At 60.9% G+C, this 13,466-nt stretch carries 13 protein-coding genes; 4 read left to right on the forward strand and 9 right to left on the reverse strand.

The features are described 5' to 3' along the window. Positions 1–24 precede the first annotated feature (24 nt). The 7 genes from HZ99_RS16275 to HZ99_RS16305 form a co-directional block, all read right to left on the reverse strand. Positions 25–483 carry an Rsd/AlgQ family anti-sigma factor gene (locus HZ99_RS16275; protein WP_038444403.1) on the reverse strand — a complete coding sequence of 153 codons (459 nt, stop codon included), beginning with the start codon at positions 481–483 and terminating at the stop codon, positions 25–27. A gap of 205 nt (positions 484–688) precedes the next feature. Continuing rightward, on the reverse strand, positions 689–1,210 hold the full coding sequence (locus HZ99_RS16280; RefSeq protein ID WP_038444406.1) for a disulfide bond formation protein B: 522 nt from the start codon (positions 1,208–1,210) through the stop codon (positions 689–691). A gap of 235 nt (positions 1,211–1,445) precedes the next feature. Continuing rightward, positions 1,446–2,687 (reverse strand): heme biosynthesis protein HemY, encoded by a 1,242-nt coding sequence (locus tag HZ99_RS16285; protein ID WP_038444408.1) that lies wholly within the window; start codon positions 2,685–2,687, stop codon positions 1,446–1,448. A gap of 5 nt (positions 2,688–2,692) precedes the next feature. Beyond that, a complete protein-coding gene (locus HZ99_RS16290) occupies positions 2,693–3,805 on the reverse strand; it encodes a uroporphyrinogen-III C-methyltransferase (RefSeq protein ID WP_038444410.1) in 1,113 nt (370 codons plus the stop codon). Between the two features lie 19 nt (positions 3,806–3,824). Beyond that, positions 3,825–4,592 (reverse strand): uroporphyrinogen-III synthase, encoded by a 768-nt coding sequence (locus HZ99_RS16295; protein ID WP_038444411.1) that lies wholly within the window; start codon positions 4,590–4,592, stop codon positions 3,825–3,827. Continuing rightward, on the reverse strand, positions 4,589–5,530 hold the full coding sequence (gene hemC, locus HZ99_RS16300; RefSeq protein ID WP_038444412.1) for a hydroxymethylbilane synthase: 942 nt from the start codon (positions 5,528–5,530) through the stop codon (positions 4,589–4,591). The genes HZ99_RS16295 and hemC overlap by 4 nt, the downstream gene beginning before the upstream one ends. Positions 5,531–5,668: 138 nt before the next feature. Continuing rightward, complete coding sequence (locus HZ99_RS16305; protein WP_038444414.1) at positions 5,669–6,415, reverse strand: LytR/AlgR family response regulator transcription factor; 747 nt, start codon at positions 6,413–6,415, stop codon at positions 5,669–5,671. Positions 6,416–6,966: 551 nt separating this feature from the next. Here HZ99_RS16305 and argH point away from each other — a divergent pair. Continuing rightward, on the forward strand, positions 6,967–8,361 hold the full coding sequence (gene argH / locus HZ99_RS16315; RefSeq protein ID WP_038444416.1) for an argininosuccinate lyase: 1,395 nt from the start codon (positions 6,967–6,969) through the stop codon (positions 8,359–8,361). A 94-nt stretch (positions 8,362–8,455) separates the two neighbouring features. Here argH and HZ99_RS16320 read toward each other — a convergent pair whose 3' ends face one another. Next, on the reverse strand, positions 8,456–9,115 hold the full coding sequence (locus HZ99_RS16320) for a glutathione S-transferase family protein (RefSeq protein WP_038444418.1): 660 nt from the start codon (positions 9,113–9,115) through the stop codon (positions 8,456–8,458). A 125-nt stretch (positions 9,116–9,240) separates the two neighbouring features. Between HZ99_RS16320 and HZ99_RS16325 the strand changes: the two genes are divergently transcribed. The 3 genes from HZ99_RS16325 (at position 9,241) to HZ99_RS16335 (ending at position 12,972) form a co-directional block, all read left to right on the forward strand. After that, the gene (locus HZ99_RS16325) at positions 9,241–9,525 is read left to right on the forward strand and encodes a hypothetical protein (RefSeq protein WP_038444419.1); all 285 of its coding nucleotides are present in this window, start codon (positions 9,241–9,243) and stop codon (positions 9,523–9,525) included. A 184-nt stretch (positions 9,526–9,709) separates the two neighbouring features. Then, positions 9,710–9,964: a TIGR02647 family protein gene (locus tag HZ99_RS16330; protein ID WP_029289634.1), complete on the forward strand. Its 255-nt coding sequence runs from the start codon at positions 9,710–9,712 to the stop codon at positions 9,962–9,964. Positions 9,965–10,131: 167 nt separating this feature from the next. Then, positions 10,132–12,972 (forward strand): class I adenylate cyclase, encoded by a 2,841-nt coding sequence (locus HZ99_RS16335; protein ID WP_038444421.1) that lies wholly within the window; start codon positions 10,132–10,134, stop codon positions 12,970–12,972. Here HZ99_RS16335 and rnk read toward each other — a convergent pair. Then, positions 12,969–13,379: a nucleoside diphosphate kinase regulator gene (gene rnk, locus HZ99_RS16340; protein ID WP_029289638.1), complete on the reverse strand. Its 411-nt coding sequence runs from the start codon at positions 13,377–13,379 to the stop codon at positions 12,969–12,971. The genes HZ99_RS16335 and rnk overlap by 4 nt on opposite strands. Between the last annotated feature and the right edge of the window lie 87 nt (positions 13,380–13,466).

The raw sequence follows: 13,466 nt of genomic DNA on the forward strand, positions 1-13,466 counted from the left end.
GTTTTTTTGTCTTGCCGCTGAGGGTCACGCCTGGGTTGCAGGCTCTTCCTTGTGGGCGTTGTGCAGCACTTCGATCAGGCAGTCTTCCAGTTCGAAACGCTCATGGAGCAAGCCGCCAAGCTCTTTGAACTTCGCAGCAACGCACTCACCCTTGTCGCACAGGTCGTTGAAGGCCAGGAGCTTTTCGGTGATGACATCGATACGCGGGTAAATGGTCTCGGCCAAGTCCAGACCACGCTGGTCATCGAAGGCCTCGGCCTCCTTGGTCAATTGCTCATAGACCCCGAAGTGCCCTGCCGAGACGTAATCCACCAGCACACCACAGAAGTCCTGCAGAGGCACACGGTTCTCAGCCAGCGCTTCGGGCTTCTCACCGAGCGCATCAAAGGCCCGAACCAATTCGTGACGTGCCTTCAACCAGCTGTCGATCAGCTTATGCACACCACCCCAGCGTTCCTGAGCATTCTGACAACTTTCCAACATGATGATCTCTTCCCTTATGGGCGGTGCCGCTTTTGCCCGCGCAATACGTCGAGGATAAAGCGGCAAGCGGACAAAGCCGCATCGAACAAACTGTTTCAACATCGCGTGCGGGCCAGATTATGCCCCCACGACTATGGCTTCAAGGTACGCAGGCCAGAAAGTTCATACAAGTGTTTAATCCCATCCTACGAACCACCCCACCCAATCAGTGCTTCATAAATCGCAAATTCTGATCGGACAACAGGCGGGAAAATTGCGTTACCCCCAGCATGAGCATGGCCACGAAGAACAGCAGGCTCCATTCCGGAATGCTCAAGTCGAACAACGTCCAGTTGATTTCCACGCAGTCGACGGTGCCCTTGAATGCCAATTGCAGGGCTTGCCCCAGCGACAGGTTTTCGATCATGTATTCCAGGCTTGGCCAGCAGTTGGGCATCTGGTCAGGCGGGATGTTCTGCAACAACACCTGGCGCACCGCAGTAACTGCGCCGAGCAACGCACAGCCTGTACTCGCCGCCCAGTACAGGTAGATGCCCACGCGCTTGGGACCATGGATCGCCGCTATCAGGTTGATCAGGGTGAACACCGCCAGCAGGCTGCGCTGGATCAGGCACAGGAAACAAGGCCGCAAAAGAGCCCCGTATTCCAGGTAAAAAGACGCACCCAACGTCAGCGCACCGGCCATGAACGCCAGGAGGAACAGGGAGCGTGAGGGGGCCAGAGACATTGTTTATCCGTAACGCAAGAGATAGGCAGTTACGGTAGAGGAAAGACCTTACCCCTTTCAATATGCGTTGGAGCAGACGCTTCCGCGAGATCACTGGGATATCCCGTCAGAGGACGGGTAACTTTACGTGGCGCTATGTGGGAAACCACCTCAAGCCCCTAAGACCTGCAAGCCAAGGGGTTTTGAAGGGCTGGTTGCCAGATGTTTCCGAGCCAACCCTTCAAAACATCCTACGTTAAACCCGTGCAGGCACCGGTAGCGGCGAAGCCAGCAGACGGCTGTCCAACAGCCCCAGGCCCTCCTGGAACAGTTGATTACTGCGCTCGGTATCACCCAACTGCGCCAGCAACCGCGCCAACTCGGCACAGGCCTCGGGATTGAGTTGTACTTGCAGGCTGCTTTCCAGATAGTCCCGCGCCTTGCCCCACAAACTGTTTTGCAGGCAGAGCCGGCCCAATGTCAGCAATAGGCTGGCATCCCCAGGATGATCCTTGAGCCAACCCTCGGCAAACTTCAGTTGCCGCGCCGCATCACCACCGCGCAGCAGGCCATACAACCGGATCAGGTGGCTGTCGTACCCGCGCTTGAGGGCACCACGCAAAGCCTCTTCGGCCTTGGCATCCGCGCCCAATTGGCGCAACTGCTCGGCATAGGCCAGCACCAACTGCGGCTCCTGGCGCTGGGCCGAGGTCAATTGCTGCCAGGCCCGCTCAAGGGATTGCAGGCCCGCTTCACCATGCTCTTCACGCTGGACGGCCAGGCTCAGGTTTTCACCCCAGGCCCGGCGCTCCAGATCTGCCAGTTCAGCGGCTGGCAGCACTTTATCCTTGCGCAACTCCGGCAAGAGCCGGATCACCGAGGGCCAGTCACCACGCTGCTGGTGCAGGCGCTGGAGCTGGCGCAAGACCTGGGCGTTGTGCGGGTGGCGTTCATGCATGGCTTGCAGCGTCACAAGCGCAGCGTCCGTGTCGCCACGGTCCATCTGCAACTGCGCGTGGCTCAAGGCTATCGCCAACTCGGCCTGGGGCTGGCGTTCCAAGGCCCGCTCCAACAAGCTGTCGGACTCGTCATAACGCCCTTGCTCGTTGGCCGCCCGCGCCGCGCCGAGGTAGTACAACAATGGCTGGCGCTCTGCCTCCGCCGCGCGGTGCAAGTGCCGTTCGGCACTGGCCCAGCGCCCTTCCGCCAGGTCCATCTGCCCCTGTTCGATAGCCACCTGTACTCGCCGGCTGCGATTGCGCCGCGACCAGGGATTGACCACGCCACCGGAGGTCGTCACCAACCCCAGCAGCACCCGCAACAGATAGATCGCCAGGCCGACGACAAACACCGCCACCAGGGTCGACCACAGGCCGGACTCGTAATGCAGCACATGGGGATAGCTGATCAGTACATAGCCGGTGTGTTTCGAGATGCCCACCGCCAGCGCCAGGGCGAGGGCAATCGCCAGCACCAGGACCACATAGAAACGCTTCATCGGCTTTACTCCTGGGTCGCCGGCTTACCGGCGGAAGCCTTGGCTTCATCGCCAGACTGATGGCGGCGTTCAAGGTAAGCCTGCACCGCGGACAAACTTGCGGCGAGGTCCGGGGTCACCACCGAGACAGCCTTGGGCTCAAGCTCGGCAATACGCGCCAGCATGGCCTGGCTTTGTGGGTTGTCCTGGTTGAAGTTGCCCTGCAATACGCTGCGCGCCTCGCCCAACGCCCGGGTGTACACCGCCGGCTCGCCATTGAGTGCGGCCCATTGCGCCTGCTCCAGCGCCAGGCTCAGGGCCAGGCGCACCTGGTTCAAGCCTTGGCCTGCCAGCAGTGGGCGAACGTTATCGTCAGGATTGAAATCGATACGGAAGTAGCGGGATATCTGCTCCCACCATTGACTCCAGCGACTGTCAGTGTCGGTAGTTGGACGGCCCTGCGGGCTTTCTTGCAGTTGATATTCCGGGGATACGGCGGCCAGTTGCACCACCTGGTCACGCAGCGCCGCCAGTTGCAGGTACAGCCCGGTACGGTCTGGCTGCTCGACACTGCGCAAGGCTGCCAGGCTCTTGGCCAACTGCTCACGGGCGGCGTAGGAGCCTGGATCGCTCTGCTCACGCAGGATCTCATCGGCGCCCTGCACCAGCGCCTGGGCGCTGTTGATGTCCTGCAACGCTGACAAACGCAGGCTGGCCAGACGCAGCAGGTGCTCGGCCTCAGCCAGGCGCCAGTCCTTGCGGCTGGCGCCCAGGACAGTTTCCAGGCGCTGGTTCAGGCGTTGCTGGTCGCCCTGCAATTGCGCTACCAACCGACGGCGTTCTTCCTGCTCATCAGCGCCCGGCAATTGTGCCAGGCGCGCGGCCAATTGCTGTTGAGCCTGCGCGATGCTCTGGGATTGCTCATCCAGAGTGCGCACCTGCCCCATCTGTTGCTGGCTGCTCGCTTGCAGGGCCCGGACTTGCCAGATCCCCCAGCCGCCGGCCGCAACACCGGCAGCGCCAAGCAGCAAAGCAAAGACGGCCAGGCCGTTGCCACGGCGAGGCTGAGTGACCGGGGTCTCAGCAGGCGCATCAAGCGCGGGCTGAGCTTCATCTTTAGGCAAGGCTGTTTCGCTCACGTGTCCATCCTTTGCGTTATTAGAGAGTGGGGACGGGCTGGCTCCGTAACGCCACTAGCAAAGCCGCGGCACTGGCACCACGGCAATCCACAACTTTTTCCGCGCCCGCAGCCCGCGCCATTTCGGCAACTCGTGGGCTGGGCACGAACAACGGCAACTGTGCCACGCGTAGCCAATCGGCACCGGCGAGGCCTTGCAGATGCAAAAAACCCTGCCCACTGCTGACCACCAGGCCGTTCAAGCGTTCCACATCAATGCGCTGGGCGAGCACATCCGGGTCATAGGCCGGCAGGAACCGGCGATACAACTCCAGGTAATCGACACTAGCACCTTGGCCGCATAAACGCTCAGCCAGCCACTCCCGCCCACCCTGCCCACGCAGGATCAATACACGCGCACCTTCAACGGCGACAGCCTCGCGCAACCTGGGCAATTCAAGCAAGGCTTCGCTGTCATCCCCAAGCGCGGGGTAACTCACGTCCAGGCCATGGTCGGCCAGGACCCGGGCCGTAGCCGCACCGACGCTGAACCACGGCAAGGTTGGCACCGCAGGCGCATACCGGTCGAGCAGTTGCAGTGCCTGACGCGCAGCCGGCTTGCTCACGACAATCACCGCACAATAGCGATCAAGGCCCTGGAAAACCGCCAGGTGTTGGGCAGTGACGGGCAAGGGTTCGGTTTCCAGCAACGGCAGGCTGCTGCTGAAAATACCGGCTTCGGACAACGAGGCCGCCAAGGCTGCCGCGTCCTCGGCAGGCCGCGTCAGCAGCACACGCCAGCCGGTCACTGCGGACCGGCCTCGCCATAGACTTTTTGCAAAATGGTACCGGCGCCTTTTGCCAGGAGTTCCTCGGCTACCTTTACGCCCAGGCTCGCGGCCTCGGTTTGCGGCCCGCGGATTTGCGCAGTAAGCAGCAAGCCGCCGTCAGGATCACCCACCAGGCCACGCAACCAGAGGTTGTCACCCTCAAGTACCGCGTAACAGGCAATCGGCACCTGGCAGCCACCGTTAAGGTGCTTGTTCAGGGCGCGTTCGGCGGTGACGCGAATTTCGGTTTGCGGGTGGTCGAGGGGCTTGAGCAGCGCCTGGATTTGCAGGTCTGCGGTGCGGCATTCGATACCGACTGCACCTTGGCCACCGGCTGGCAGGCTGTCTTCGACGCTGATGGCCGAGGTGATGCGATCTTCAAAACCCAGGCGGATCAGGCCGGCCGCCGCCAGGATGATCGCGTCGTACTCGCCGGCATCCAGCTTGGCCAGGCGGGTGTTGACGTTGCCCCGCAGGAAGCGGATCTGCAGGTCCGGACGACGGGTCAGCAACTGGGCCTGTCGACGCAGGCTGGATGTGCCGACGATGCTGCCCTGCGGTAGCTCATCCAGGGAAGCGTAGGTATTGGACACGAAGGCATCGCGCGGGTCTTCACGCTCGCAGATGCAGTACAAGCCCAAGCCTTCGGGAAAGTCCATCGGCACGTCTTTCATCGAGTGCACGGCGATGTCGGCTTCGTTCTCCAGCAGAGCGGTTTCCAACTCCTTGACGAACAGGCCCTTGCCACCGATTTTCGACAGCGGCGAGTCAAGCAGCTTGTCGCCACGACTGACCATGGGTACCAGGGACACCGTGAGCCCCGGGTGGGCTTGCTCAAGGCGGGCTTTGACGTATTCGGCCTGCCACAAGGCCAGGGCGCTTTTACGGGTGGCGATGCGGATTTCGCGAGAGGACATGGATCAATCCGTACTGAATAGATACGGCAGATAATAACAGCTCAGGCACAATCGCCTTGATTTGAATCAGCAAGTGCGGGGCCTCCCTGGCCGCTTCGCACCGGGATTGGGGGCATGCAGGTCGCTAGAGCCCTCGAACTAAAGCTGCTGCATCATTTTGCGCACGCCTGCAACATGGCGCCGGCTGACGATCAACGCGTCGCCGTTGAGCCCTTTGAGGAACAACTGGAAATGCCCCAGGGGCGTGCGCTGCAAACGCTCGATGCGTTCGCGGGCCACCAGCGCGTTGCGGTGGATACGCACGAAGCGCTCGCCAAATTCGTCTTCCAGGGCCTTGAGTGGCTCATCGAGCAGCACTTCACCGTGCTCATGACGCAAGGTCACGTACTTGTGATCGGCAATAAAATAAATCACCTGGTCCACGGGAATCAGCTCGATACCCTTGCGGGTCCTGGCGCTGATATGGCTGCGGGGGCCGTTGCCACTTTGCGCTGCGGGCTGGGTCAGAGCGGCTAGCTGCACCCGATTGGGTCGCTCAGCCTTTTTCAAGGCCTTGAGCACCGCATCGGCGGATACCGGCTTGGTCAGGTAGCTGACACCGCTGGCCTCCAGAGCCTGGGAGGAAAACTCCTCATCGGTTGCGCACAACACCAGCGCAGGCGGCGACTCACGCTCGCTCAAGCGGGCGGCGACCTGCAAGCCATCAAGGCCTGGCATGCGGATATCGAGGAGCACCACGTCCGGCTTCAGGCTGTCGATCAAGGCCAACGCCTCGTCGCCACTGGACGCGCTCGGTTCAAGGGTAGTGTATCCCTCGAGCTCACTGACCATACGGCTCAGTCGCTCGCGGGCTTGGGATTCGTCATCAACGATCAGGACATTCATATTGCGCTGGATTCCTGCGTGAGTCTCGCACAAGGATAGCGTAGACAGGTGCGGTGACTTCCGTCACGGCGATCCACGCTAAGACTAGCGTGAGCGGCAAAAAGTGCCCCGACAGCGACACCAATATTTACCCGGACCTGTTCAATACCGCCCAAAACCCGATACCGCAGGGCATCGTCATAGGGTTTGCTGATACACAATATGAACACCCCCTCTACTTTAAGGTTAGCCTGGAGTTCGACCTCATCGCCTGGCATTGGTGCACTGCACCCCTGTCAGTGCAACTGTAGACGCTCACGAAGGCGACATTGCTCAATCGTCAAATATCGTTTCTATAACCACCCTTTGTTTACCTCAGGAGCCGGGCGGTTTAAACCCCCTCTTTCACTCCTGCCCCCAGTCTCATCCCGGACGCGGCCAACGGCAAGGCACTTTGCCACCCATCAAACAAATAAAAATGCCAGCACGGCGTATCAACGCCTCTACGGGCAACCCTGTTATTATCGACGGCACATTTCATGCCCTCTTTTAAGCAGATCACGAGCGAATCCATGAGCACCGACAAGACCAACCAGTCCTGGGGCGGCCGCTTCAGTGAGCCCGTCGACGCCTTCGTCGCGCGCTTCACCGCCTCCGTCAATTTCGACCAGCGCCTCTATCGCCACGACATCATGGGCTCCATCGCCCACGCCACCATGCTGGCCAAGGTCGGCGTGCTGACCGATGCCGAGCGCGACAGCATCATCGATGGCCTGACCACCATCCGTGGCGAAATCGAGGCGGGTACCTTCGACTGGCGCGTGGACCTTGAAGACGTGCACATGAATATCGAGGCGCGACTTACCGACCGCATCGGCGTGACCGGCAAGAAGCTGCACACCGGACGTAGCCGCAACGACCAGGTGGCCACCGATATCCGCCTGTGGCTGCGTGATGAAATCGACCTGATCCTGGGCGAAATTACCCGCCTGCAAAAAGGCCTGCTGGAGCAGGCCGAACGTGAATCGGGCACCATCATGCCGGGTTTCACCCACCTGCAGACCGCGCAGCCCGTGACCTTCGGCCACCATCTGCTGGCTTGGTTCGAAATGCTCAGCCGCGACTACGAACGCCTGGTCGACTGCCGCAAGCGCGCCAACCGCATGCCCCTGGGCAGCGCCGCATTGGCCGGTACGACGTACCCGATCGACCGCGAATACACCGCGCAACTGCTGGGTTTCGACGCCGTGGGTGGCAACTCCCTGGACGGCGTGTCGGATCGTGACTTCGCCATCGAGTTCTGTGCAGCGGCCAGTATTGCGATGATGCACCTGTCGCGTTTCTCCGAAGAACTGGTGTTGTGGACCAGCGCGCAGTTCCAATTCATCGACCTGCCGGATCGCTTCTGCACCGGCAGCTCGATCATGCCGCAAAAGAAAAACCCCGACGTACCGGAGCTGGTGCGCGGTAAAAGTGGCCGTGTATTCGGCGCGCTGATGGGCCTGTTGACGCTGATGAAAGGCCAACCCCTGGCCTACAACAAGGACAATCAGGAAGACAAGGAACCGCTGTTCGACGCCGCCGACACCCTACGCGACTCGCTGCGCGCGTTTGCCGACATGATCCCGGCGATCAAGCCCAAGCACGCGGTCATGCGTGAAGCGGCCCTGCGCGGTTTCTCTACCGCCACCGACCTGGCGGACTACCTGGTGCGCCGGGGCCTGCCGTTCCGTGACTGCCATGAAATCGTCGGACATGCCGTGAAATACGGCGTGGACACCGGCAAGGACCTGGCAGAAATGAGCCTGGAAGAACTGCGCCAGTTCAGCGACCAGATAGAGCAGGACGTGTTTGCAGTACTGACCCTGGAAGGTTCGGTGAATGCCCGCAACCACATCGGCGGCACCGCACCGGCCCAGGTCAAGGCGGCAGCCGCGCGCGGCCAGGCTCTGCTCGCCAGCCGCTAAAGAACCCCTGCAGGAGCCGGCTTGCCGGCGATGGCGCCCGAAAGGTCACCCCTGATTCAAAGGCCTCATCGCCGGCAAGCCGGCTCCTACAGGGTCATTTTTTGCCCGCGATCATCGCCATGAACGCCGGCATTGCAGCGTCCCTGTCCGCTGCTACCTTCTGGGCGTTGGGCATTGCATGCAGTCGCGCCAACAACACCTTGGCCGCCGGCAGCTCCAGCAACAGATCCATGCCAAACAGCTTCTCGCCTACGGCACTGGCGACATTCACGCTGTACATGAAGTAGAGATCGGCAAGCGTAAAACTCTCCCCCGCCACATACGGCGCAAACTTGCCGTGCCGGCCCAGCGCCGCAATTCCCAACAGCAACTCGGCCTTGGCCTTGTCCTTGATCACCTGCGGTACCGACATGCCAAAGAACGCCTCGGGATAACACGTCCGGGCCGGCAGTTCGATGTACAGCTCGATTTCCCGGCACAACGCCAACACCTGGGCGCGCTGGAACGCCTCACCTGGCAGTAGGGACGGGCCTGACTGTGTCTGTTCGAGGTACTCCAGAATTACGCTGGTTTCGTTGATAAACCCTTTTTCAACCTTCAGCACCGGCACCTTGCCCCGCGGACTTACTGCCAGGGCTTCGGGGGTTTGCCCAGCATAAAACGGCACTTCCTCGAAGGGCAGGCCCTTCTCCAGGAGCGCCAGCTTGACCATGTTGTAGTAGTTACTGACCGAAAATCCGTAGAGCTTGAGCATCACAAAGCCTCCAGGCCGTGCAGGGGTTGGCTGGGTAGGTTATAGAACGTGATGCACGGCCTGGCCAGCAGCATCACCTGGGTGAATGGGGGTAGACTGGCGCCCTTTCCTGACAGGAGGCTGCCATGAGCGAGCCAACCGATATCGACAACGACGAAGAAGAGTTCGCCGAATCCACCTTGACCCAAGCGATCGAAAACCAGATCGAAAGCGACAACCCACCAGCAGCCAAGGCCACGTTCAACAAACTGACCCTGGTGGGTTACGAGCGTGAAGACATCCTGAACCTGATGGCCCACGTGCTGGCCGTGGAAATCGACGCGATGCTGGAAGAAGACCGGCCGTTCAATACCCAGTGGTATGAAACCGCCCTGCGCGCACTGCCAGAGCTGCCGCCCGAAAACCAGTGACCCTGCTTGCAGGAGCACGCTTGCTCGCGAAAAACCTGAGCGCGCCACGTTTATCCAACTGTCCCGCGTCAACGTTAACGCTTTTCGCGAGCACGCTCGCGCCTGCACACTGGACAGTTCGCCCAAGTACGTTCACCTTAGGGGCTGCTAGCGTCTAACAATTCCTAGAACGTCTGGAGTCCTTATGTCGTATACCCCTGAGTTGGTTGCCGAACTGGAAATCCTTGTACTTTTCCCCCTGGATAGCACCCATGAAGGTCTGAAAGTCCACCAGACCGCCGCTCCTACTGCCATCGCCGCTGCCAAGCGCCTGTTCGACAAAAAACTGATCGACCAGCCAGATGGCGGCTACCTGACCAGTCTGGGCCGTGACGCAGCAGAGCAAGCGCAAACCTTGCTGACTATTCTGACCACCGCCACCACCAAAGAAGCCGCCTGACACTGCGTATCGCCCACGGAATCCTCTGCTCATGGATTCCGCGGGCATTCCTGCGTGCGCGATAAAATTCTGACGTCAAAAACAAATTCCCCTTAAGCCTCCTACGATTCTGTCTGTAAACTCCTACACAGCTGCCCACGCCGGGCACTGCGGGCCATTGAGTTGCCATGACCAGTACCCATGAAATCCGCCCTGACTTGGATGAAGGCATTGACCGCAAGGTACTGGCCCAACTGCGCGCGCGCTTCCTGAGCCTCAATGCAGGCCGCATGGCCCGCGCGGTCGAAGGCCTGACCCCGCGCCAGCAAAGTGTACTGGCGCTGCTGCCACTGTTCTTCCACGTCAATCACCCGCTGTTGCCTGGCTATGTTTCGGGCAGTACCCCGGCCGGGCTGTCGAATTTTGAACCAGATGCCCAAGTCCTGGCCGAAGCCCAGCGCCTGACCCGCTCGTTTTCCTACAAGCCGCGCCACGGCAACCCGCCAACCCCGATCCACGGCCTGTTCCTCATGGGCAGCCTTGGCACGCTGGCCCAGGCCGATCAGAGCGATATGGACCTGTGGGTATGCCACGCCGCCGACCTGGACGAGGCAGAGCTGGGCGAATTGCGCAAAAAATGCCAACTGCTGGAGGCCTGGGCCCTGGGCATGGGGGCCGAGGCGCATTTTTTCCTGATCGAACCACAGCGCTTTGTACAAGGCGGGCGCGATACCCAACTCAGCTCGGATGACTGTGGCACCAGCCAGCACTATCTGTTGCTCGACGAGTTCTACCGCACCGCCATCTGGCTGGCCGGGCGCACACCGATCTGGTGGCTGGTGCCGGTCTACGAAGAAGCGCGCTACGCCGAATTTACCCACGCATTGATTTCCAAGCGTTTTATCCGCGCCGACGAAACCCTCGATCTCGGGCATCTGGCCCACATCCCGCCGGGAGAATTCATCGGCGCCGGTTTGTGGCAGTTGTTCAAGGGTATCGAGTCACCCTACAAATCCGTGCTCAAACTGCTGCTCACCGAGGTGTACGCCAGCGAACACCCCAGGGTGCAGTGCCTGAGCCTGCGTTTCAAACGTGCAGTGTTCGCCAACCAACTGGATCTGGATGAGCTGGACCCGTACATCGTGGTCTACCGCCGCATCGAGGAATACCTGCGCGGCCGCAACGAACCCGAACGCCTGGAGCTGGTGCGGCGCAGCCTGTACCTGAAGGTCAACCGCAAGCTCACCACCGGCCAGCGCACCATCGGTTGGCAGCGCGCGCTGCTGGAACGCCTGGCCAATGAATGGGGCTGGGACCCGCGGCAATTGGCCCTGCTCGATAGCCGCAGCCAGTGGAAAGTGCGCCAGGTCGCCTCCGAGCGTCGGGCCCTGGTCAATGAGCTCAACTACAGCTATCGCTTCCTGACCCAGTTCGCGCGCACCGAGCAAACCGTGAGCCTGATCAACAAGCGCGACCTCAATGTGCTGGGCCGACGCCTGTACGCCGCCTTTGAACGCAAGGCCGGCAAAGTCGAATTCATCAACCCCGGGATTGCCCCAGACTTGGCTGAAGATACCCTCACCCTGGTCCATTCGCCCAACCGCAAGGAACCGGGTCAGTTTCACTGGGGCTTGTACAACGGCAGCCTGGCCGCCCTGGAATGGGAGCACTTTGCGCCGATCAAACGCAGCCGCGACCTGCTGGAAATGCTCACCTGGTGCCATCGCAACGGCGTGATCGACAGCAGCACCCGCCTGGCCCTGCACCCGGGCAGCAGCGACTTGAGCGAATTCGAGCTGTTTAACCTGCTGGGCAGCCTGCAACAGACTGTCGCCCTGCCCCTGGCCACGGTCGATGAGGAGCGCTTGCTGCGTACGGCTATACCCGATGAAGTGCTGCTGCTGATCAACGTGGGGGTCGACCCGCTCAAGCATCACCGCGACTTGAATATCCTGATGACCACCGAGCGCACCGACTCCCTGAGTTACGCAGGCGTCAGGGAAAACCTGGTGCTGACCCTGGACCAGGTGACACTCAACAGCTGGAACGAGGTGATGGTCAGCCGCTACGACGGCCCTCACGCCCTGCTCGACTGCCTGCGCGACTATCTGAACCAACTGCCCCGCGACCGACTGCCGCGCCTACGGGTGCGCTGTTTCTGTCACAACCGCGCACAGTTCATTGCCCAGCGTGTGGAAGAGATTTTCGACACCGCACAAAACCTGATGCTCAGCCAGCTCAATCACCGCTACCTGATCCAGGTGCAACAGCACTATCACGTCATGGAGCTGGCGCCGGGGCAAGCCAATCACGTGCCGCTGGCCAGCCAGCAGGCGCTGGTGGATTACCTCAGCGAAGAATTGGCCAGCTACAGCCCATTGCACCTGGATGCCATGGCCCTGGAGGACCACGACCTGGCAGCGTTGCTGCCCATGGGCCTGCCGGAGTGCGTGCAGGTGTTCTACCGCATCAACGAGGGTTTCGCCGAGCTCTACGTGCTCGATGAATTCAACGCCCTCTGGCGGCAGCACCTGCCGTTTCATGATGAGCAAAGCCTGTTGGCGCCTTTGCAACGCTTCCTGCAATCGATCATCTATCGTCGGGACGCCCTGTCACCGCTGGACCCACAACAGCCACTGGGGGCCGTGCAGACGCTGTATTACCAACTGCTGCCATCGGCCGGTGGCCGCGCCCGGCGGGTCGAGCCACGACCGGCCCCCCAGACGCCGGCCAACAAGCCGTTCTACGACGTGCAAGCGATTATCGGCAAGGGCTCGCCAGGTCAGGTGGGGATTACCCTGTACTGCAATCAACGGGAGTTTTCCGAACTGGAATTTGGCGACCAGCTGTTTGCAGTGGTCGCCCAGGAGATTGTCGGGCAGCGTCGGGAAACCGAGCGCTATCGTTGCTACATCACCGATCTGGACCTGTCTGGCCTGCTCGGTGACGTCCAAAGCCCGAGCAATCTGTACCTGCGCTACAAGGCCGAGTTGGAACAGGCGCTCAACCAGGCCTTGAACCAGATTTAGAGCGTGAAGGCGCCGCCGTCTTTAGGCTGGCCTTCGACACTCAGCAGCTCAAGCTTGAGGGTCTTGCCGCCCGGGGCCGGCCAATCGATGTGCTGGCCGACTTGCAGGCCCAGCAACGCACTGCCCACCGGAGCCAGGATCGAAATCTTGCCCTCGTCGGCATTCGCGTCCTTGGGGTAGACCAGGGTCAGGTGATAGTCCTTGCCGCTGCTCTGCTCACGGCAATGGACACTGGAGTTCATGGTCACGACACCGGCAGGCACTTCATCGTGGCCAACCAAGTCTTCGGCACGGTCAAGTTCGGCTTGCAACGCCTCGACGCCAGGAAATTCGTCGCCCAGACGGTCGATCAATTGCTCAAGACGTTGCACATCGAGACGGGTGAGGATGATGGAAGGTGCAGTCATGATTGCGGCAGACTCCTTTTTTTTCTGCACAAAAAAGCAAAACCCCGCCAGTAAACGGCGGGGTTCTCACGGACCTCGATGAGTTGA

It is taken from the genome of Pseudomonas fluorescens (assembly GCF_000730425.1).
In the GTDB taxonomy this organism is placed as follows: domain Bacteria; phylum Pseudomonadota; class Gammaproteobacteria; order Pseudomonadales; family Pseudomonadaceae; genus Aquipseudomonas; species Aquipseudomonas fluorescens_X.